At 72.0% G+C, this 20826-nt stretch carries 7 protein-coding genes; all 7 read left to right on the forward strand.

Translation table 11 applies throughout. From position 1 onward, the window contains the following. Window positions 1-49 precede the first annotated feature (49 nt). The 7 genes from BJ998_RS37830 to BJ998_RS37865 all read left to right on the forward strand — a co-directional run bounded on the left by BJ998_RS37830 (window position 50) and on the right by BJ998_RS37865 (window position 20732). Window positions 50-994: an NADP-dependent oxidoreductase gene (locus BJ998_RS37830; RefSeq protein ID WP_184868075.1), complete on the forward strand. Its 945-nt coding sequence runs from the start codon at window positions 50-52 to the stop codon at window positions 992-994. A gap of 223 nt (window positions 995-1217) precedes the next feature. After that, window positions 1218-1565 (forward strand): GNAT family N-acetyltransferase, encoded by a 348-nt coding sequence (locus tag BJ998_RS37835; RefSeq protein WP_221338266.1) that lies wholly within the window; start codon window positions 1218-1220, stop codon window positions 1563-1565. A 124-nt stretch (window positions 1566-1689) separates the two neighbouring features. Next, window positions 1690-2589: an aldo/keto reductase gene (locus BJ998_RS37840; RefSeq protein WP_221338267.1), complete on the forward strand. Its 900-nt coding sequence runs from the start codon at window positions 1690-1692 to the stop codon at window positions 2587-2589. A gap of 210 nt (window positions 2590-2799) precedes the next feature. Further along, the gene (locus tag BJ998_RS37850) at window positions 2800-3447 is read left to right on the forward strand and encodes a nitroreductase family protein (protein WP_184868077.1); all 648 of its coding nucleotides are present in this window, start codon (window positions 2800-2802) and stop codon (window positions 3445-3447) included. A gap of 66 nt (window positions 3448-3513) precedes the next feature. Continuing rightward, window positions 3514-3981, forward strand: a complete 468-nt coding sequence (locus BJ998_RS37855) for an MmcQ/YjbR family DNA-binding protein (RefSeq protein WP_312890514.1) — start codon at window positions 3514-3516, stop codon at window positions 3979-3981. Window positions 3982-4736: 755 nt separating this feature from the next. Continuing rightward, window positions 4737-5783: a glycosyltransferase family protein gene (locus BJ998_RS37860; RefSeq protein ID WP_184868078.1), complete on the forward strand. Its 1047-nt coding sequence runs from the start codon at window positions 4737-4739 to the stop codon at window positions 5781-5783. A gap of 39 nt (window positions 5784-5822) precedes the next feature. Beyond that, window positions 5823-20732: a type I polyketide synthase gene (locus BJ998_RS37865; protein ID WP_184868079.1), complete on the forward strand. Its 14910-nt coding sequence runs from the start codon at window positions 5823-5825 to the stop codon at window positions 20730-20732. Window positions 20733-20826: the final 94 nt, after the last annotated feature.

Raw genomic sequence — 20826 nt, forward strand, 5'->3', positions numbered from 1 at the left:
GCCAGCCCAAGAGCCGGGTAGGCACGGACTGATACAGCGAGGGATCCACATGAAGGCGATCGTGGTGACGGACCAGGCCGCCGGGACAGCCGGGATGGCGCTGGTGGAGCGGCCAGATCCGGATGCGGCGAGGCTCGCCGGCCTCTCGGGCGCAAGCTACGGCGATGTCGTCGTTGCCGTTCACGCGTCGGGATTCACCGGGAACGAGCTGGAGTGGCCCTCGACCTGGATCGACCGCCTCGGCCGTGACCGGACGCCGTCGATTCCCGGGCACGAGTTGGCGGGTGTGGTCACTGCGCTCAGCTACGGCACGACGGGGCTGTCGGTGGGCCAACGGGTGTTCGGCCTCACCGACTGGACCCGCGACGGCACGCTGGCGGAGTACGTGGTCGTCGAGGCGCGTAACCTCGCGCCATTGCCGGGCGACGTCGACTTCGCGACAGGCGCCGGCCTCGTGATGTCGGGTCTGACCGCGTGGCAAGGTCTGTTCGAACACGGCCGCCTTCAGACGGGGCAGAGCGTCCTCGTGCACGGCGCGGCCGGCGTAGTCGGATCAATGGCAACCCAGCTCGCCCGTGAGGCCGGCGCGCACGTCATCGGCACCGGACGCGCTGCCAGTCGGCAAGCCGCGCTCGACTTCGGCGCGCACGAGTTCGTCGACCTTCAGAACGACTCGCTGGAAGACGTCGGCAGCGTAGATCTGGTGTTCGACGTCCTCGGCGGAGAAATCCAGAAGCGGTCCGCGGGCCTGATCCGGGCCGGAGGAACCCTGGTGACCGTCACCGGCCCGCCGGAGGCGCGGCCCGCCGACGGCCTGGCGGTCGACTTCGTCGTCGTGCCCGATCGCGCCCAACTGGGTGAGATCGCCCAGTGGGTGCGGGACGGACGACTGCGGGCGAACATCGGCACCATCGCGACTCTCGACGATGCCGTCGCCGCCTTCAACCCGACCGAGCGGGTCAAGGGGAAGACGATCATCCGTGTTCGCCCGTGAGAACGGCGACATGATCGCCGGGCGGTAGCTCGTCATAGCGCCTGGCCTGCGATGCTACGCACTGAGTTCATGCTTACGACGGCCTCGACGAAGTAAATCGTCGAGGCCGAGTTGGAGGCTGAGCGAGAGGTCCGCCAGAGATTGGCGGACAGTGTGGTGCCGTCTCGGGGTTTCTGGCTGCGGTGAAGGCCGAACTGCTCAAAGAGATATCAGGAGAAACCGAGTGAACTCCGAGATGTACGTACAGAAGAACGGCGATCGCGGATCGTACGAAGCCATGGTCGACGGGCACGTTGTCGGCATGATCGTCTACCATTCGCCGCGAGGCGGTCAACGCGTGACGCTCAGCCACACGATCGTCGAGCCTGAGTATCGCGGCCAAGGGATCGCAACCCGGCTTGTCAAACACGCCCTGGACGACCTGCGAGCTCAGGACCTGAAACTCACCAACTACTGCCCCTTCGTGGCTGACTACATTGCCGATCACCCTGAATACAAGGAACTCGTCGACAGCCGCTTCCCGGGCCGCGCGACGGTACCCGACCGCGCACCACGCGAACAGGCCAACTGACGAACACCCGGACCGCACCGGAACATCAGCAGTCGTGGATTTGCGCGGATACGCCCTGGACGTACCGGCGGTCGCGGCGGCGCCGGGAGCCGCAAGCTCACAGCACTCTGGAAGGGGCATGGCCATGCGCGGAACCCTGCCTGATCGATGCGGCACCTTCACGATCGGAGGCCACCCGGTTACTCGACTCGGACTCGGGACCGCTCAGATGAGTGCGTCCGGTGTGTGGAGCCATCCGACGGACGCCGCTGAAGCGGCACGCGTGCTCCGGCAAGCGGTCGATCTCGGCGTGAACCTCATTGACATCGCCGAGTCGTCGGGCCCGTTCAACTACGAAGAACTCATTGCGCAGGCGCTGAATCCGTACCCCGAAAACCTGCTGCTGATGATCAAAGGTGGGCTGCTTCGATCGCCGGACGGGCAGTGGGAGCCCGTGCCGCGGCCCTCGTTCCTCCGTAAACAGATTGACACGCGACTGTGGTATCTGAAGCTCAATCGCATACCGTTGTTTCAATTGCACGGATTCAGTCCTCATGCTCCTGTCGCTGATCAGATCGGACTGCTCACCGATATGCAGCGAGAAGGAAAGATCGGGCAGATCGGGTTGGCGGAAGTGACGGTAGCCGAACTGGAGGAAGCGCGAAAATTTGCGGAGATCGCGACGGTTCAAGCTGAATACAATCTCATCAATCGGGCTGCCGAACCGTTGCTGAACTATGCGGAAGAGGCAAACATCGGGTTCATACCATGGCTTCCGCTGGCCACTGGAGCGCTGGCCAGTCAGGACGGCCCTCTGGCGGAGTTGGCGCGACGGCGCAGTGTCACACCTGCACAGCTCGCTCTTGCGTGGCTCCTGAAACGCTCGCCCGCGATGCTCCCCACCCCTGGGACGCTGAGTATGCAACACCTGAACGACAACGTGTCCGCGGTGGACATCGCGTTGACGGCAACCGAAGTCGATGATCTCGATCGGTCGATCCCACGGATCGACCGCCTGGCCCGGTCGGCGCAGTACTGGCGGTAGATCACCTCGACGTCTGACGACCTTCGCCGAGGGCGGCGTGGATGTGCTCTACGCCCCTTGCCCGTCCGGCCTCGACGCACTCGTCGCGATCGGCACCGCCGTCGCGCCGACACCGGTCAGCGTCCTCATCTCGCCCCGCGGCCCGCACTAGCCCAAACCCTGCGAACCACCGCTCCTCACTCACCCATCGTAAGAAGAAGGCAGATCGACGTGGATCTCGACAAGCTCATGAACAAGCACCTCACCAGGTACTTTGATCCCGACAGGACCATTCCGGAGGAAACCCTTCAGCAGCTGCTGAGGTTCCTGCGCTCCACCCCGTCGTCGGTGAACGTGCAGCCCAACCACTTCTACGTCCTCGCCACGCCCGAAGGCAAAGAGCGGCTGGCCAACAACCTGGGCGAACGATTCCAGGACAACGGCGAGAAGATCCTGAACGCGTCGCACACCATCATCCTCACCACCCGGGCAGACGTGCCTGACAGCCACATCGAGGCGGTGTTCGCGAAGGAGAAGGCCGACGGCCGGTTCCCTGACCCGTCGAAGCAAGAGCTGTGGGAGTCGATGACCCGAGACTTCCTCAACCTGCGGAACTACGGCTACAAGGACCTGAACCACTGGATGGAGAAGCAGACCTACATGGCGGTGGGCCTGACCATGATGGCGGCCGCTGAACTCGGCGTCGAGGCCACCCCGCTGGAGGGTTTCGACCCGACCAGCGTCGACAAGGCGTTCAAGATCCGCGAGGCCGGCCACAGCACCACGGTGCTGCTGGCCCTCGGCTACCCCGACCCGGAGAGGGTCTACACCAACCCGATCTCCCGATTCGACGCCGACCAGCTGTTCACCTTCATCTGAACGCCCACCCGGGAAGCAAAATCCACGACACAGAGCTCGTAACACGATCTTGCCGCGGTTGCCGGCGTGCAGCCGCCGCCGTTCGTGGCAGCCACCTCAGGCCTTGGCCGGATGGTCGGTGAACCCGGATCGAAAAAGGAGTTGATCACCTTGGACGGACAGGAGCTGCAGAAGGTCGCGGGCGACTGCGCCGCGGAACTGCCCGGCGTCGACCTGGAGCATCGTGTCGGGCCTGACTGGACGGTCTACAAGGTGCGCGGCAAGGTCTTCATGCTCATGACCGACATGCCGGGGCGCCCCGTCGTGATCCTGAAAGCTGCTCCGGACGACGCCGCGGCCCTGCGTGAGCAGTACGCGGACATCACCCCCGGCTATCACATGAACAAGAAGCACTGGATCACGGCGGAAGGCGGGGGCGCCATCGACGAGAAGCTGGTGAAGGAGCTCGTGATCGACTCCTACCGTCTCGTGGTCGGCGGGCTTCCCAAGGCCGAGCAGCCGGTGGATCCTCGCACCTACGACCGCCGCGCCTGACTTCGTCATGCGGTACCGCGCCAGTACCTGATCGCGGTGCGCTGGCCTGTGGTTTGGCCGGCCGATCCGGGTCGTGCTTCGGCTAGGCCGGGAGAATCCCCGGTGAGGCTATCGCCGGGTGCGTGGCGAGCTGGTACGGCTGGGCTGTCGACTCGGCGAACTGTTCGGCGGGTCCCGCGAACCCGCCAAGTAGGTCCCGCGCCGCGGGAGGCCGGGTGCACATTCTCGGTGTCGCTTCGGGCGGGTCTTGAAGGCGGACGGGCTGAATGCCGACGAGTGGACGCCACGCGAGCTGCGGCACAGCGTGCCTGTGGCCGTGGTCGGGACTCCGGGCAGCGGCCTGGTGGCGCTTCCAGGTTGGCTGCTGCCTCGCCCGCGCCGAAGGTGTGGCGCCGCCGGCGTCGATCGACTCTGTGAGTCCACGGCGGTTCATGAAGGTGGCACGGGCGGTACATTTCGTCCGGCTTCCGTGTTCCGCGCATAATATAGCCAATCAGAACCTCCTGGTGACAATTCGGGCATGAATTCGTGCACTTTCTGTCGACGGCGGGCATGCGGTGTCCTGCGTTGTTGTCTGGACCATTGCGTGTAGACGAGCGCGGGAGGTAGGGTCGGAACAGAGCGTCGAAAGTGTGCGTTTCGGTCGAGTTTTCGTTCGGGAAATTGCGGGCGACGTTGCCTGTAGGTCATTGACGGCAATCCTTCCCGTTTGTCTGTGCGGGCGGGTGGGCGGCGCGTGGAATGCGAGGTCGGTCGTGGCAGGACGGGTGATCTACACCGGATACGAGGTCGACGTCCCGGTCGGCGGCAACCGCATCATCACCGAACACGTCGCGCTGCTGCACGCGGCCGGCATCGAGGCGTATCGCTGGTCGCCCACGCCCGGCTTCCGCTACACCTGGTTCGACGACACCGTGCCGACGCTGTCCGGCGCCGAGATCGACCTCGGTGCGGACGACATGGTGGTGGTGCCCGAGTTGACGGTGCTGCCGGGACGCGACCCGGCGCCGGGCGGGCGCAAGGTGATTCTGTCGCAGGCCCATTTCATGACGTTCGTGACGTGTCCGGACCTGAATCCGTATCCGGGCTGGAGCGTCGATCCGGCGCTGTGGACCATTTCGCGCAACGGTGTCGAAGTGCTCGGACGGGCGATTCCGAATCTGCCGGCGCCGACGCTCGTGCCCAATCCGGTGGCCATCGACCTGTTTCGCCCGGCCCCGCGCCGTACGCGCAGCATCGCGTGGATGTCACGCAAGCGGCCCTCGGAGAGCGCCCTGCTCAAGCAGCTGCTCCGTGCCGACCCGCGAAGTGCTGGCGTGGAACTGCGCGACATCCGCGGTGTCCCGTACGAGCGGGTCGCGGAGATCATGGCGGACACATCGGTGTTCATCGCCCTGGGCTCACCCGAGGGCGAGGGATTCGGGCTGCCGATCGCCGAGGCACTGTCCGCGGGCTGCTTGGTCACCGGCTACGGACTCGGCGGCGGCGACGAACTGTTCGAGGCGCCGTCCGCGTGGCAGGTCCCCGACCTCCAGACGGTGCGACTGGTCGACCGCGCGCTGGAACTGCTCGACCTGCCCGACGCCGACCGCGTGCGCGAGCAGGGGCGGCAGTGGGTCGTCGAGCGGTACAGCCCCAAGGTCACCACGGACGCGCTGGTCGCGGCGGTCGAGGCCGCGCGACGGTTGCCGGGGCAGGCGTGCCGCGCCGTGCACCCCGACGCCTGGCAGGCCGAGCTGATGGCCGTCCTCGCGCCGTACGCGGCCCCGTTCGAGCAGCAGGCCCAGGCATCGCAGGAGTGAGCTGACAACCGCGGTCACCGTGACTTTCGGGGAGCACTGGTGAGTGTCGTACCTCTGCCATCGAGCGCTGCCCATCCGGTGGCCGTGGTGGGAATGACGTGCCGGGTACCTGGCGCGGAGAACGTCGCACAGCTGTGGCAGCTGCTGCTCGACGGAACGGAAGCGCTGACCGCGCCGCCCGAGGACCGCCGCGCCGATCTGGGCACCGCGGTCCGCGACGGCGTCATGGCGCGGGCGGGCTATCTGGCCGATGTGGCGGGTTTCGACGCGGCGCTGTTCGGCCTGTCGCCCAGTGAGGCGCGCGAGACCGATCCGCAGCAGCGGCTGCTGCTCGAACTGTGTTGGGAGGCGCTGGAGGACGCCGGCATCGTCACCGCCCCGGGCGCCGGGGTGTTCGTGGGTGTCACGTCGTCGGACTACGCCCTGCTCGCCGCGCGTGCCGGCCGGCCGGGACCACACGCGTTGACCGGCAGCAACCGCAGCTTCCTGGCCAACCGGCTCTCGCAGTTCTTCGGTTTCGAAGGGCCGAGTCTGGTCATCGACACGGCCCAGTCGGCCGGTCTCGTCGCCGTGCACGCGGCGTGCGAGAGCATCCGCAGCGGCGAGTCGAACCTGGCGATCGCCGGTGGGGTGCAGCTCAACCTCGCCGGTGAGGTGCCGGAGCAGTTCGCCGGCCTCGGTGCGCTGTCGGCCAGCGGGCGGTGCCAGACCTTCTCGGCCACCGCCGACGGATTCGCCCGAGGCGAGGGCGGCGCGCTGTTCGTGCTCAAGCCGCTGGACCGCGCGCTCGCCGACAACGACCGGATCCACGCCGTGCTGCGCGGCAGCGCCGTCAACCACGACGGCCAGGCCGCCGGCCTCACCGAGCCCAGCCCGGAAGCGCAGGCCCGGGTGTTGCGGGCCGCCTACCGCCGGGCCGGGGTCGCGGCCGAGGACATCGGTTACGTCGAGCTGCACGGCACCGGCACTCCGGTCGGCGACCCGGTGGAGGCGCGGGCACTGGGCGCCGTGCACGGTCACCGCGACAATGCCTTGCTGGTCGGCTCGGTGAAGACCAACATCGGGCACCTCGAAGCCGCGGCCGGCGCCGTGGGCCTGGTCAAAACGGTGCTCGCGACCCGGCATCGGGTGCTGCCGGCCAGCCTGAACTTCGTCGAGCCCAACCCGGCCATCCGGTTCGACGAGTGGAAGCTGCGAGTGGTGACCGCGCCGGAGCCGTGGCCCGGACCGGCCGAGGATCCGGTGCTGGCCGGGGTGTCGGCCATGGGCCTCGGCGGCACGAACGTGCACATGGTCGTGCAGTCCTGGCCCGATCCGGCGCCGCGCCACACGGAGGCCGACGGGCCGGTGGTCTGGTCGCTGTCCGGGCACACCGAGGCCGCGCTGCTGGCCCAGGCGCAACGCCTCGCCGCTCACGTCGACAGCGGGCCGGTGGAGATCGCCCGGTCCCTGGCCCTGCGGGCCCCGCTCGCGCACCGGGCCGCCGTCGTCGGACGCAGCCGCGAGGAACTGATCGACGGAATCCGGGCGCTCGCCACCGGAACGCAGCACCCGGCCCTCGTCCGGGGCACTGCCCGCCCGGTCGGCGAGCAGGTGGTGTTCGTCTTCCCCGGCCAGGGCTCGCAGTGGGAGGGCATGGCGCGCGAACTGCTCGACACCTCGGCGGTGTTCGCCGCGACGATCGCCGAGTGCGACGAGGCCCTGGCCCCATGGGTCGACTTCCGGGTCGCCGACGTGCTGCGCGGCACCGGGCCGTCGATGGCGCGTATCGACGTGAATCAGCCGGTGCTGTGGGCGGTGATGGTGGCGCTGGCCGCCGTGTGGCGCGACCAGGGGATCAGCCCGACGGCGGTGGCGGGCCAGTCGCAGGGCGAGGTGGCCGCCGCGTGTGTGGCCGGAGCGCTGTCCCTGGCGGACGGGGCGCGGCTGATCGCGACCCGGGCCCAGGCGGTCGCCCGGCACCTGACCGGCGTCGGCGCCATGGTGTGGGTCGGGCAGCCCGAAACCGTGGTGCGCGAGCGAATCGCGCCGTGGGGCGAGCGGCTGTCGGTCGCGGTGATCTCCGGGCCGGAGTCGGTCGTGGTCGCGGGCACGCGGGACGCGCTCGACGAACTGGCCGCGTCCTGGGACGTGGACATGCGGCAGGTCGGGGCCGACTACGCGTCGCACTCGCCGCTGGTCGAACCGGTGCGCGAGGAACTGGCCGCCGTGCTCGCTCCGCTGCGTCCAGGCCCGTCCCGGATCCCGTTCCACTCGACCGTGACCGGCGGCGTCATGTCCGGCGAGCAGTTGGACGCCGACTACTGGTACCGCAACCTGCGCGAACCGGTGGACCTGCATGCGACCGTGCGGGGGCTGCTCGGGGCCGGGGCCGCGGTGTTCGTCGAGGTCAGCCCGCACCCGATCCTGCTGGCCTCGGTCCGCGACTGCGCCCTCGCCGAGGACCGGCCCGCGGTCACGATCCCGACGCTGCGCCGTGACGAGGACGGCCTGGAGCGGATCACGAGGTCGCTGGCCGAGCTGTCGACGCAGGGCGGCCCGGTCGACTGGGCGGCGCGGTACGTCCACGCCGACCGGATTTCGTTGCCGCACTACGCGTTCCAGCGCCGCCGCTACTGGCTGGGCGAACAGGTCGCGCCCGTCGCGGACGGCCGGCCGGACGATCTCGGCGCACTCGTGCGGCGTGAGGCCGCCGCCGTGCTCGGTGTCTCCGATCCGTCCGAAGTGGACACCGCGCGGCCGTTCCGTGAGCAGGGGTTCGACTCGGCGATGCTCACGCATTTGACGAGTCGGATCGAGATGGCCACCGGCACCCGGCTGGCCACGTCGACCCTGTTCGCGCACCCGACCCCCGAACGCCTCGCCGCCCACCTCGGCGCATCGACACCCGAGCCGGAACCGGCAGCCCCGTCCCAAGAACTGGACGACGACCCCATCGTGGTGGTGGGCATCGGCTGCCGGTTCCCCGGCGGCATCGACTCGCCCGAGACGTTCTGGGCCGCGCTGGCCGCCGGCGCCGACCTCATCACCGAGGCGCCCGATGATCGCGGCTGGCACCCCGACACCCTGAGCCACCACGGCGGTTTCGTCACCGGCGCCACCGACTTCGACCCGGCATTCTTCGGCATCTCCGGCCGCGAGGCGCTGGTCATGGACCCGCAGCAGCGACTGGCGCTGGAGACGTCGTGGGAGGCGCTGGAGCGGGCCGGGCTGGACCCGACCTCGTTGCGTGGCAGCGACACCGGCGTCTTTCTCGGCGCGATGGCCCAGGACTACGGCGACCGGATGCACGAGACCACCGGGACGACCGAGGGCTACACGCTCACCGGCACGGCGCCGAGCGTCCTGTCCGGACGCATAGCCTATGTGCTGGGCACCGAAGGCCCGGCCCTCACCGTCGACACCGCGTGCTCGTCCTCGCTGGTCGCCCTGCATCTGGCCGCACGGGCGCTGCGCGCGGGGGAGTGCGGCCTGGCGCTGGCCGGTGGCGTGACCGTGCTGGCCACCCCGGGGATCTTCGTCGAGTTCTCCCGCCAGGGCGGCCTGTCCCCGGACGGCCGCTGCCGCTCGTTCTCCGACGACGCCGACGGCACCGGCTGGGCCGAAGGCGCCGGAGTCCTGGTGCTGCAACGCCTTTCCGACGCGCTCGCACAGGGCCGCGAGATGCTGGCGGTGCTGCGCGGTAGCGCGATCAACAACGACGGCGCCTCCAACGGGCTGACCGCGCCCAGCGGAACCGCGCAACAGAAGGTCATCCGCCATGCGCTGGCCGAGGCGGGTCTCCGACCGTCCGATGTGGACGCGGTGGAGGCGCATGGCACCGGCACCCGGCTCGGCGACCCGATCGAGGCCGAGGCGCTGCTGGCCACCTACGGCCGGGACCGGGACGTGCCGCTGCTCCTGGGTTCGGTGAAGTCGAACTTCGGCCACACCCAGGCCGCCGCCGGAGTCGCGGGCGTGATCAAGCTGATCCTCGCTCTCCGGCACGAACTGCTGCCCCGCACCCTGCACGCCGACCGGCCGTCCACACAGGTCGACTGGTCGGCCGGGTCGGTGGCGCTGCTGACCGAGGAGGTGCCGTGGCCACGGGCCGAGCGGCCCCGGCGGGCGGCGGTGTCGTCGTTCGGCATCTCCGGCACCAACGCGCATGTGATCCTCGAACAGCCGCCGCTGCCCGCGACCGACCCGGTGCCCGCCGCCTGGCCGCTGGTCGTGTCGGCCCGGTCCTCGGCCGCGCTGACGGCCCAGGTCGACCGGCTGGCCGCGCACGTCGCCGAACACGGCCTGGACGGCGTCGCTTCGGCGCTGGTCACCAGCCGCCCGCTGCGCAGCCACCGAGCGGTGGTGTTGGACGCGGCCGGACTGACCGACCTGGCTTCGCTGGATGTGGTGACCGGCGTTGCGCGGGATGTGGGCCGGACGGTGCTGGTGTTCCCCGGCCAGGGTGCGCAGTGGGTGGGCATGGGACGGGAGCTGATGTCGCATCCGGTGTTTGCCGCGCGGATGGCCGAGTGTGCGGATGCGCTGGGGTGGCGGCTGGACGATCTGTTCGGTGAGCTGGACCGGGTTGATGTGGTGCAGCCGGTGTCGTTCGCGGTGATGGTGTCGTTGGCGGCGGTGTGGGAATCGGTTGGTGTGCGGCCGGATGCGGTGATCGGGCATTCGCAGGGGGAGATCGCGGCGGCATGTGTTGCCGGGGCGTTGTCGTTGGAAGACGCCGCGCGGGTCGTGTCGTTGCGGAGCCGGGTGATCGCCGAGGAGTTGGCCGGGCGGGGCGGGATGCTCTCGGTCGCGCTCGCGCCGGACGAGATCGAGTTGCCGGCCGGTGTGGAGATCGCCGCGATCAACGGGCCCCGCGCGGTGGTGCTGGCCGGTGCGCCCGACGCGCTGGACGAGTTGGAGCGGCACCATCGCGAACGCGAGGTCCGGGTGCGCCGGGTCCCGGTGGACTACGCGTCGCACACCGCCCACGTCGACCCGGCGGCCGGGCGCATCGCGGCGGAGCTGGCCGGCATCTCCCCACAGCGGCCCAGGATTCCCTGGCTGTCCACTGTGGACCTGGAGTGGGTCGATGACGCGCCCGGGCCGGACTACTGGGTGCGGAACTTGCGGCAGCCGGTGCGGTTTGCCGAAGCCGTCGCCGCGCTGGCGGCGGCAGGCCACGGCCTGTTCGTCGAGTCCAGCGCGCACCCGGTGCTGACGGCGGCGATCGCGGACAGCGCGGGCCGGGACGTGGCCGTGGCCGGCACGTTGCGCCGCGACGACGGCGGCCCGGATCGGCTGCTCCGCGCGTTCGCCGAGGTCTTCACGGCCGGTGGACCGCTGGACTGGACGGCCGTGCTGCCCAAGTCCCGGCCGGTCGCGCTGCCCACTTCGGTGTTCGAACGACGCCGTTGCTGGCTCGGCGACCCACCCCGGGCCGTGGACCCGGCCCCGGCGGCCGACAACGCCGACCTGCTCGACCTGGTCCGCCGCCAGGCCGCGCTGGTGCTGGGCGAGCGCGAGCCCATCCCGGCCCGGATGCCGTTCCGCGACGCCGGGTTCGACTCGCTGACCTCGGTCGACCTCCGCACCCGCCTGGCCGACGCCACCGGCGTGACGCTGGCCGTGACGGCGGCGTTCGACCATCCGGACGCGACCGCGCTGGCCGAGCACCTGCGCGAACGCCTCGCCGGTGACGCGCGCGACGAGACGCCGACGGCCGCCGCGGCGAGTTCCGAACCGATCGCGGTGGTCGGGATGGCGGTCCGGCTGCCCGGCGGCGTGCACACCCCGGAGGACTTCTGGCGGCTGCTGGCCAACGGCACCGACGCCATCTCCGGATTCCCCACCGACCGTGGCTGGGACACCGACCGGCTGCCGCCCGGCACCACCCGCCAGGGCGGTTTCCTCGGTGACGCGGCCGAGTTCGACGCCGCGTTCTTCGGCATCTCGCCGCGCGAGGCGCAGGCGATGGACCCGCAGCAGCGGGTGTTCCTGGAATCGGCGTGGGAAGCCCTCGAGGACGCGGGCATCGACCCCACCTCGGTCCGCGGCAGCGCGACCGGCGTGTTCGTCGGTGCGACCCCGCAGCCCTACGGTCCTGATCCGCTGCTGGCCGGGCAGGCCGGGGGGTTGCTGCTCACCGGCACCCTGCCCGCCGTCATCTCCGGCCGCGTCGCCTACCTTCTGGGCACGCAGGGGCCCGCGGTCACCGTGGACACGGCATGCTCGTCGTCGCTGGTCGCGTTGCACCTGGCCGCCCAGTCGCTGCGGTCCGGCGAGTGCGCGACGGCGGTCGCCGGTGGCGTGACGGTGATCGCGGGGCCCGGTGTGTTCGCCGAGTTCGCCCGGCAGGGCGGGCTGGCGGCCGACGGCCGCTGTCGCGCGTTCGGCGCCGACGCGGACGGCACCGGCTGGGCCGAGGGCGCGGGCGTGCTGGTGCTCAAGCGGCTGTCCGACGCGGTCCGGGAGGGCCGCCGGGTGCTGGCCGTGATCAAGGGCTCGGCGGTGAACTCCGACGGCGCCTCCAACGGCCTGACCGCGCCCAACGGCAGCGCGCAGCAGCGGGTGATCCGCCAGGCCCTGGCCAACGCGGGACTGCGACCGTCCGATGTGGACGCGGTCGAGGCGCATGGCACCGGCACCCGGCTCGGCGACCCGATCGAGGCCGAGGCGCTGCTCGCCACCTACGGCCGGGACCGGGAAACGCCGCTGTGGCTGGGATCGGTGAAGTCCAACGTCGGGCACACCCAGGCGGCGGCGGGCGTGACCGGCGTGCTGAAGATGATCCTCGCCCTGCGCCACGGCCAACTTCCGCGCACACTGCACGCCGAGCGCCGCAGCGAGCTGGTCGACTGGTCCCAGGGCGCGGTAGAACTGCTCACCGAGCCACGCCCATGGCTGGCTGGCGGACGGCCACGGCGAGCCGGCGTGTCGGCGTTCGGGGTGTCCGGCACCAACGCGCACCTCGTCCTGGAGGAGGCGCCCCCCGCGCGCGAGGACGCGCCACCGGCCACGGCCGTGGTGCCGTTGGTGGTCAGCGCCCGCACCGCGAGCGCGTTGGACGCGCAGCTGACCCGGCTGGCCGAGCGCGGCGGTCGCCCGGTCGACCTGGCCCGACCGCTGCTGACCGGCCGCACGACGTCCTGGGAGCACCGGGCCGTCGTGATCGCCGAGACCGAGGACGAGGCCGTCGCCGGACTGCGCGAGCCCGCGATCCGCGGCGTCGCCGGCCACGTCCGCCTGGGGTTCCTGTTTGCCGGCCAAGGCGCGCAACGGGCCGGCGCCGGGCGCGAGCTGCACGAGGCGTTCCCGGTCTTCGCGAAGGCGTTCGACGCGGCATGCGCCGAACTGGACCGGCATCTCGCCGGGCATGTGCCGCATCCGGTGCGTCAGGCCGTGTTCGACGGCGACGGCCTTGGCGACACCGTGTACACCCAGGCCGGGTTGTTCGCGATCGAGGTGGCGACGGCGGAACTGCTCGGGTCGCTCGGCGTTGCGCCGCGCGCCGTCGCCGGGCATTCGCTCGGTGAGATCAGCGCCGCCCACGTCGCCGGCGTGCTCTCCCTGGCCGACGCCGCCGCGCTGGTGGCCGCGCGGGGCCGGCTGATGCAGGCGCTGCCGCCGGGCGGCGTGATGACGGCCGTCGCGGCCAGCGAGGCCGACGCCCGCGCGGCGCTGGTCGAGGGCGTGTCGCTCGCCGCCGTCAACGGCCCGGACACGGTGGTGCTGTCCGGGGCCGCCGACGGAGTGGACGAGGTCGTCCGTGCGCTCGGGGTGGACGGCCGGCGGCTCCGGGTCGGTCACGCGTTCCACTCGCCGCTGATGGAGCCGATGCTGGACGCCTTCCGCGAGGTCGTGGCCGGGCTTGCCTTGCGTGCGCCCAGGATCCCGCTCGTCTCCGGCGTGACCGGCGCGGTGGCCGGGGACGAGGTGTGCGACCCCGAGTACTGGGTGCGGCAGGTGCGCGAGACGGTCCGCTTCGCCGACGCCGTCAACACCATGGCCGACGAGCTGAACGTGTCCGCCGTGGTCGAGGTCGGGCCGGGTGGCACGTTGACCGGGATGGCGCCGGGGATGGCGCCGGCGGTCGCGTTGCTGCGGCGCGGCAAGCCCGAGGTGCGCGGGCTGCTCGACGGGCTCGGGCGGCTGTTCGTGGCCGGCCAGGACGTCCGATGGACCGAACTGACGCCGCCCGCCGCCGCTCCCGAACTGCCCAAGACCGTGTTCGAGCGCCGGCGGTTCTGGCTGACCGGCTCCGGCCACCCGGTCATCGACACCGTGGTGGACACGCCCGGCGGCGTGGTGCTGGCCGGTGCCTTCCGCGGGCCGGTGACGGCGGGCGCACTGGTCGAGCTGGCGCTGCGCGCCGCCGACGAAGCCGAATGCCCGGCACTGGCCGAGTTCACCGTGGCGGAGGTGCCCGCGCCGGGGCCGGTCCGGGTCACGGTCGGGCCGCAGCGAACGCTGGCCGTGCACGCCCGGGTCGCCGACGAATGGGTCGAGATCGCCGCCGGCCGGGTGGCCGACGAGGCCGCGATCCCCGAGGTCGACGAGGCGTTCGACGAGCTGGCGGTCGAGCCGTCGGCGCACGTCATCCATCCGGCGCTGCTCGACGACGTGGCGCCGGGCGAGGTCGCGTTCGAGTGGCGGGGCGTGCGGCTGCACGCAGCCGACGCGACCACTGTCCGGGTCCGGCGCGGCCCGGCCGAGAACGGCTTCGGGCTGGTGCTCTCGGACGGCGCGGGCCTCCCGGTGCTGACCGCTGAGCTGGTCCGCACCCGCCCCGCGGAGCGAACGGCGCCCGTGCTGCACCGGGTCGAGCTGGTGCCGAGCAAGCTCGTGCCCGGCCGGCCGGGCACGACCTGGCCGGTGCTCAGGGTCGGCGGCGGCGAACTCCACGACGTGCTCGCCGATGTCCTCGGCACGCTGCAGGCGTGCCTCGCCGGCGAAGGGCGGATGCTCGTCGTCGTCCCGCCCACGGCACAGGATCCGGTCGCGGCCGGCGTCGCCGGACTGGTCCGGACCGCGGCCACCGAGAACCCCGGCCGGATCGTGCTGGCGCGTACCGCCGACGACGACCTGGCCCCGCTGCTCGCGGTCGTGGACGCGGGCGAGCCCGAACTGGTGCTGACCGGCGGCGACGTCTTGGTGCCACGGCTGCGCCGCGCGGAGGCCGGGGCGCCATGGCGCCCACGCGGCACGGTCCTCGTCACTGGTGGCACCGGCGCCCTCGGCTCGCTGGTGGCCCGGCACCTGGTCGAACAGCACGGCGTCCGCGACCTGGTGATCGCCTCCCGCAGTGGTGAGGGCCCGATCTCCGAAGGTGTTCGGTTCGCCGCCGTCGACCTGGCCCGGCGCGACCAGGTGCGGGAGCTGATCGACGGCATCTCCGACCTGCGGGCCGTTGTGCACTGCGCGGGCATCGTCGACGACGGCGTGCTGTCCTCAGTGGATCGAAGCCGACTCGATGCCGTGCTGGGGCCGAAGATCGACGCTGCCCAGCACCTCGACGAGTTGACCCGCGATCGGGACCTCGACGCGTTCGTGCTGTTCTCCTCGGTCAGCGGCATCCTCGGCAGCGCCGGCCAGGCCGCCTACGCCGCCGCCAACGCAGCCCTCGACGCGCTCGCCGCCCGCCGCCGCGCCGCGGGCCTGCCGGCGACCTCGATCGCCTGGGGCCCTTGGGAACCGTCGGGCGGCATGACCGCAAGCCTGTCCGAGGTGGACATGCGACGGCTCGCCCGGCTCGGGCTGCGGCCGTTGCCGTCGGCCGAGGGCCTGCGGCTGCTCGACGCCGCCGTGCACGCTCCGGACCCGGTCGTGATCGCCGCCGACCTCGACCCGGCCGCGCTGCGCGGTCCCCGAACCCGGCGCCGGGCCGCGACCGAACCGCTCGCCGAGAACGACCTGCACGATCTCGTCCGCCGCGAGGCGGCGGCCGTGCTGGGCCTGGCCCCGTCGGCCGTGATCGAGACACGGTCGTTCCGCGACGCCGGATTCGACTCCCTGATGGCGGTCGAACTGCGCAACCGCCTGTCCGCCGCGACCGGCCTGACCCTCCCCGCCACCATCGTGTTCGACTGGCCGACCCCGGCCGACCTGGCCGCGCACCTCACCGCCGGCACGGCCGTCGAGGAGGCCACGACCCGGGCTCGGGCCGACGATGATCCGATCGCCCTGGTCGGCATGGCCATGCGGCTGCCCGGCGGCGTCGACACGCCCGAGGACTACTGGCGGCTGCTGGCCGACGGCACCGACGCGATCAGCGGCTTCCCCACCGATCGTGGCTGGCCCTCCGACCTCGACTCGATCACCCGCGAAGGCGGGTTCCTGCGGGGCGCCGACCGGTTCGACGCCGAGTTCTTCGGCATCTCGCCGCGCGAGGCGATCGCGATGGATCCGCAGCAGCGGCTGTTGCTGGAGACCTCGTGGGAGGCGCTGGAACGCGCCGGCTTCGACCCCGTCACGTTGCGCGGCCACGAACTCGGCGTGTTCGCGGGCGCGTCGGCCCAGCCCTACGGCACCGGCGGGCCGCTGGACGGCTACCAGCTCACCGGCACCGCATCGAGCGTCCTTTCCGGACGGATAGCGTACGTGCTCGGCACGCGCGGGCCCGCCGTCACCGTGGACACGGCCTGCTCGTCCGCGCTGGTCGCGCTGCACCTGGCCGTGCGCTCGTTGCGCGCCGGGGAGTGCGGCATCGCGCTGGCCGGCGGAGTGACGGTGCTGTCCACGCCCGATGTGTTCGTGGAGTTCTCGCGCCAGCGCGGCCTCGCCCCGGACGGCCGGTGCAAACCGTTCGCGGCGGCAGCCGACGGCACCGCCTGGGCCGAGGGCGTCGGGGTGCTGGTGCTGCAACGGTTGTCCGACGCCGTGGCCCAAGGACGCGAAGTGCTGGCCCTGGTGCGCGGCACGGCCGTCAACTCCGACGGCGCGTCCAACGGACTGACCGCGCCCAACGGCCCCGCCCAGGAACGGGTGATCCGGCAGGCGCTCGCGGACGCCGGCCTCGATCCGTCCGATGTGGATGCTGTGGAGGCGCACGGCACCGGCACCCGGCTCGGCGACCCGATCGAGGCCCAGGCCATCATCGCCACCTACGGCCGGGACCGCGACCGGCCACTGTGGCTGGGCTCGGTGAAGTCGAACGTCGGCCACACGCAGGCCGCGGCCGGCGCGGTCGGCCTGATGAAGATGGTGTTGGCCCTCCGGCACGAGACGCTGCCCCGGACCCTGCACGTCGACCGCCCGACCGACGAGGTCGACTGGGCGGCGGGCCCGGTGCGGCTGCTCACCGAGCCGGTCGCCTGGCCGTCGGGCTCCGTGCGCCGAGCGGCGGTGTCGGCGTTCGGGGTGTCCGGCACCAACGCGCACGTCGTGCTCGAAGCCCCGCCCGTGCGGGAGTCGATCCCGGCCGATCCGGGCTCGGCGCCGCTCGTCCTCTCGGGCCGCACTCCGACCGCGCTCGCGGCCCAGGCGGCGCGCCTGGCCGACGAGTTCCCGGACGCGCCGGTGGCCGCCGTCGCCCGCTCGTTGGTCACCACCCGAGCACTGCGGGAGCACCGCGCGGTCGTGTTCAGCAAGGCTGGCTTGCGCGACCTCGCCTCGCCGGACGTGGTGCTGGGCGCGGCACGGGATGCCGGCCGGACGGTGTTCGTCTTCCCCGGCCAGGGCGCGCAATGGGCCGGGATGGGCCGAGACCTGATGTCGCATCCGGTGTTTGCCGCGCGGATGGCCGAGTGTGCGGATGCGCTGGGGTGGCGGCTGGACGACTTGTTCGGTGACCTGGACCGGGTTGATGTGGTGCAGCCGGTGTCGTTCGCGGTGATGGTGTCGTTGGCGGCGGTGTGGGAATCGGTTGGTGTGCGGCCTGATGCGGTGATCGGGCATTCGCAGGGGGAGATCGCGGCGGCGTGTGTGGCGGGTGCGTTGTCGTTGGCGGACGCGGCGAAGATCGTGTCGTTGCGGAGCCGGGTGATCGCCGAGGAGTTGGCCGGGCGGGGCGGGATGCTGTCGATCGCGCTGGATCCGGGCGAGATCGATCTGCCGGCCGGAGTCGAGGTGGCCGTGGTGAACAGCCCCGGTGCGACCGTCGTGGCCGGAGCTCCGGACCTGCTGGAGGAACTGGAAAGCCGCTGTCGCGCGTCGGATGTGCGGGTACGGCGGCTGCCGGTGGACTACGCCTCGCACACCGCGCACGTGGACGCGGTCGCGGACCGGATCGCCGAGGAGTTGACGGGCATCACGACCGCGCCGCCCAGGGTCCCCTGGATGTCCACTGTGGACGTGACGTGGATCGACGGCGAACTCGGCCCCGATTACTGGGTGCGGAACCTGCGGCAGCCGGTGCGGTTCGCCGATGCCGTCACCGAACTGGGGACCCAGGGGTACGGCACCTTCGTGGAGGTCAGTTCGCATCCGGTGCTGACCACGGCCATCGAAGCCACCGTCGAGGACGCCCTGGTGGTCGGCACGCTCCGGCGCGACGACGGCGGGCCGGAGCGGCTGCTGCGCTCCTTCGCCGAGCTCCATGTCGGCGGTGGCGCCCTTGACTGGACGGCGATTCTGCCCGCAGCGCCACTCGTTCCGGTGCCGCCGACCGTCTTCGAGCACGAGCGCTTCTGGCGGCTGCCCACGCGCGGCGGAGGCGGCCAGGACGCTCTCGCGCACCCGGTGTTGTCGGCCGCCCATGAGATCCCGGACGGGGGTGGCTGGCTGCTGACCGGCCGGCTCTCCGTCGCCGACCAGCCCTGGCTCGCCGACCACGCCGTTGCCGGCATGCTGCTCGTTCCCGGCGCCGCGCTGGTGGAACTGGCGCTCCAGGCCGGCAAACGCGTCGGCCTGCCGGTGCTCGACGAGTTGGTGATCGAGACTCCGTTGGTCCTGACCGGCGAACGCGAGGTGCGGGTGGTGGTCGCCGCCGAGCAGGACGGCGGCCGACCGGTGTTCGTGCACTCCCGCGACGGCGACCGGTGGACCCGCCATGCCGCCGGCCGCCTCGACTCCGGGCCGGCCGCACCGCCCGCCGTGGAGTGGCCGGCGGAGGGCGAGGACATCTCCGGCGCCGAGCTGTACACGTCGATCGTCGAGGCCGGTTACGAGTACGGGCCGTCGTTCCAGGGCGTGCGGACGATCCGCCGACGCGGCGCCGACCTGTACGCGGAGATCGTGCCGCAGGACCCCACCGAAGGCTTCCTGGTGCACCCGGCCCTGCTCGACGCCGCGCTGCACCCGGCCGCGTTGACCGTGCGCGGAACGGCCGAGCTGCCCTTTGCCTGGCGCGGAATGACCGTGCACGGACCGGCGACCGGAACGGTGCGTGTGCACCTCGCTCCCGGCCCGGACGGCATCCGTGTGCAGGCCGTCGACGAGACCGGCGCCCCGGTCTTCACGGTGCGGGGCCTGGTCAGCCGGCCGGCCGTGATGACCGCCGAGGACGTGTTCGTGGTCGACAGCGTCGTGCTCCCGGTACCGGCCTCCGGTGATCCGCTGCCGGCGGAGTGGCGCGTGCACCGGGTGGCGCCGGGCGCGGGCACGGACGGCGAACGGGCCCGCCGGGCGGTGCTGGCCGCCGCCGAGGCGATCCGGGCGGACGAGTCGAAGCTGGTCGTGCTGACCGACGACCCGGCCGATCCGGCGGTGGCCGCGGTGCACGGCCTGATCCGGTGCGCCCAGGCCGAGCATCCCGGCCGAATCCTGCTCGTCGACGGCGATCTTCCCGCCCGCCAGACCGTCGAGAACCTGACCGGGGAGTGGCAGATCTCGATCCGGGACGGCGAGGTGCGCGCACCCCGGCTGGTGCGCCCGGTGGAACGCGTCGAGCCCAAACCGTGGCGTGGCCCGGTGCTGATCACCGGAGGCACCGGCACGCTCGGCGCACACACCGCGCGGCACCTCGTGCGCGCTCACGGCATTCGCGATCTCGTGCTGGTGTCTCGGCAGGGGCCGTCCGCCGAAGGGGCCGACGAACTGCGGGCGGAGCTGACCCGAGCGGGGGCGTCGGTCCGGATCCTGGCGGTCGACATCACCGACGAGGCGAGTGTGCGTGCGCTGCTGACCGAGCCGTTCGCCGCGGTCGTGCACACGGCCGGCGCGCTGGCCGACACCGCGCTGGCCAACCTCGACGCGTCGGACCTGGAGCGGACGATGCGGCCCAAGGCCGACGCGGCGGCGCTGCTCGACGAGTTGACCAGGGGCACCGGGACCGCGCTCGTCCTGTACTCGTCCGCCGCCGGAGTGCTCGGAAATCCGGGACAGGGCGCGTATGCCGCCGCCAACGCGTTCCTCGACGCCCTGGCCCGTCGACGGGCCGAGGCGGGCGACCCGGCGCTCTCGCTGGCGTGGGGCTTGTGGTCCGAGACCAGCGGACTGACCGGCGGTGCCGACACCGGTCGGATGGCCCGCGCGGGCGTGGTCGGCATCGCCACCGAGCAGGGGCTGCGGATGTTCGACGCGGCGCTCGGCTCGGGGCGCGCGGTGACCGTGCCGGTGGCGATCGACCGGACCGCGTTCGGCGCCCAACCGCCCGCGCTGTGGCGCGAGCTGGTCCGGCCCCGGCCCATCGCTGCCGGCCGCGGCGTGCTCGACCGGATCACGGCGGCCGATCCCGATCGCCGCGAAGGGCTGCTCGTCGACCTGGTGCGCCGGGAGGCGGCCGTCGTGCTCGGGCGGACCGGGACCGGCGGCATCGGGGCGAAAGCGGCCTTCCGCGACCTCGGGTTCGACTCGCTGACCTCGGTGGAGCTGCGCAACCGGCTCTTGGCGGCCACCGGCGTGAAGCTGCCGGTGACCGCGGTCTTCGACCATCCGAACGCGACCGAACTGGCCACCCGGCTGCACGAGGGCCTGTTCCCGCCGGCCGCCGTCGAACCGGAGCAGGAACGGCCGGCGGGCGACGAATCCGCGCTCATCGCGGAGATGAGCGCCGAGGAGCTCATCCGGCGGGCACTGGGCGAGGTGGGCTGACGATGGAGAAGGACGGGAGCGCCATGGCTGACGACCGCCTGGTGGCCGCGCTGCGCGCCGCGCTGCTGGAGCAGGAGCGGCTCAAGCAGGAGAA

The organism is Kutzneria kofuensis (assembly GCF_014203355.1).
Taxonomy (GTDB): domain Bacteria; phylum Actinomycetota; class Actinomycetes; order Mycobacteriales; family Pseudonocardiaceae; genus Kutzneria; species Kutzneria kofuensis.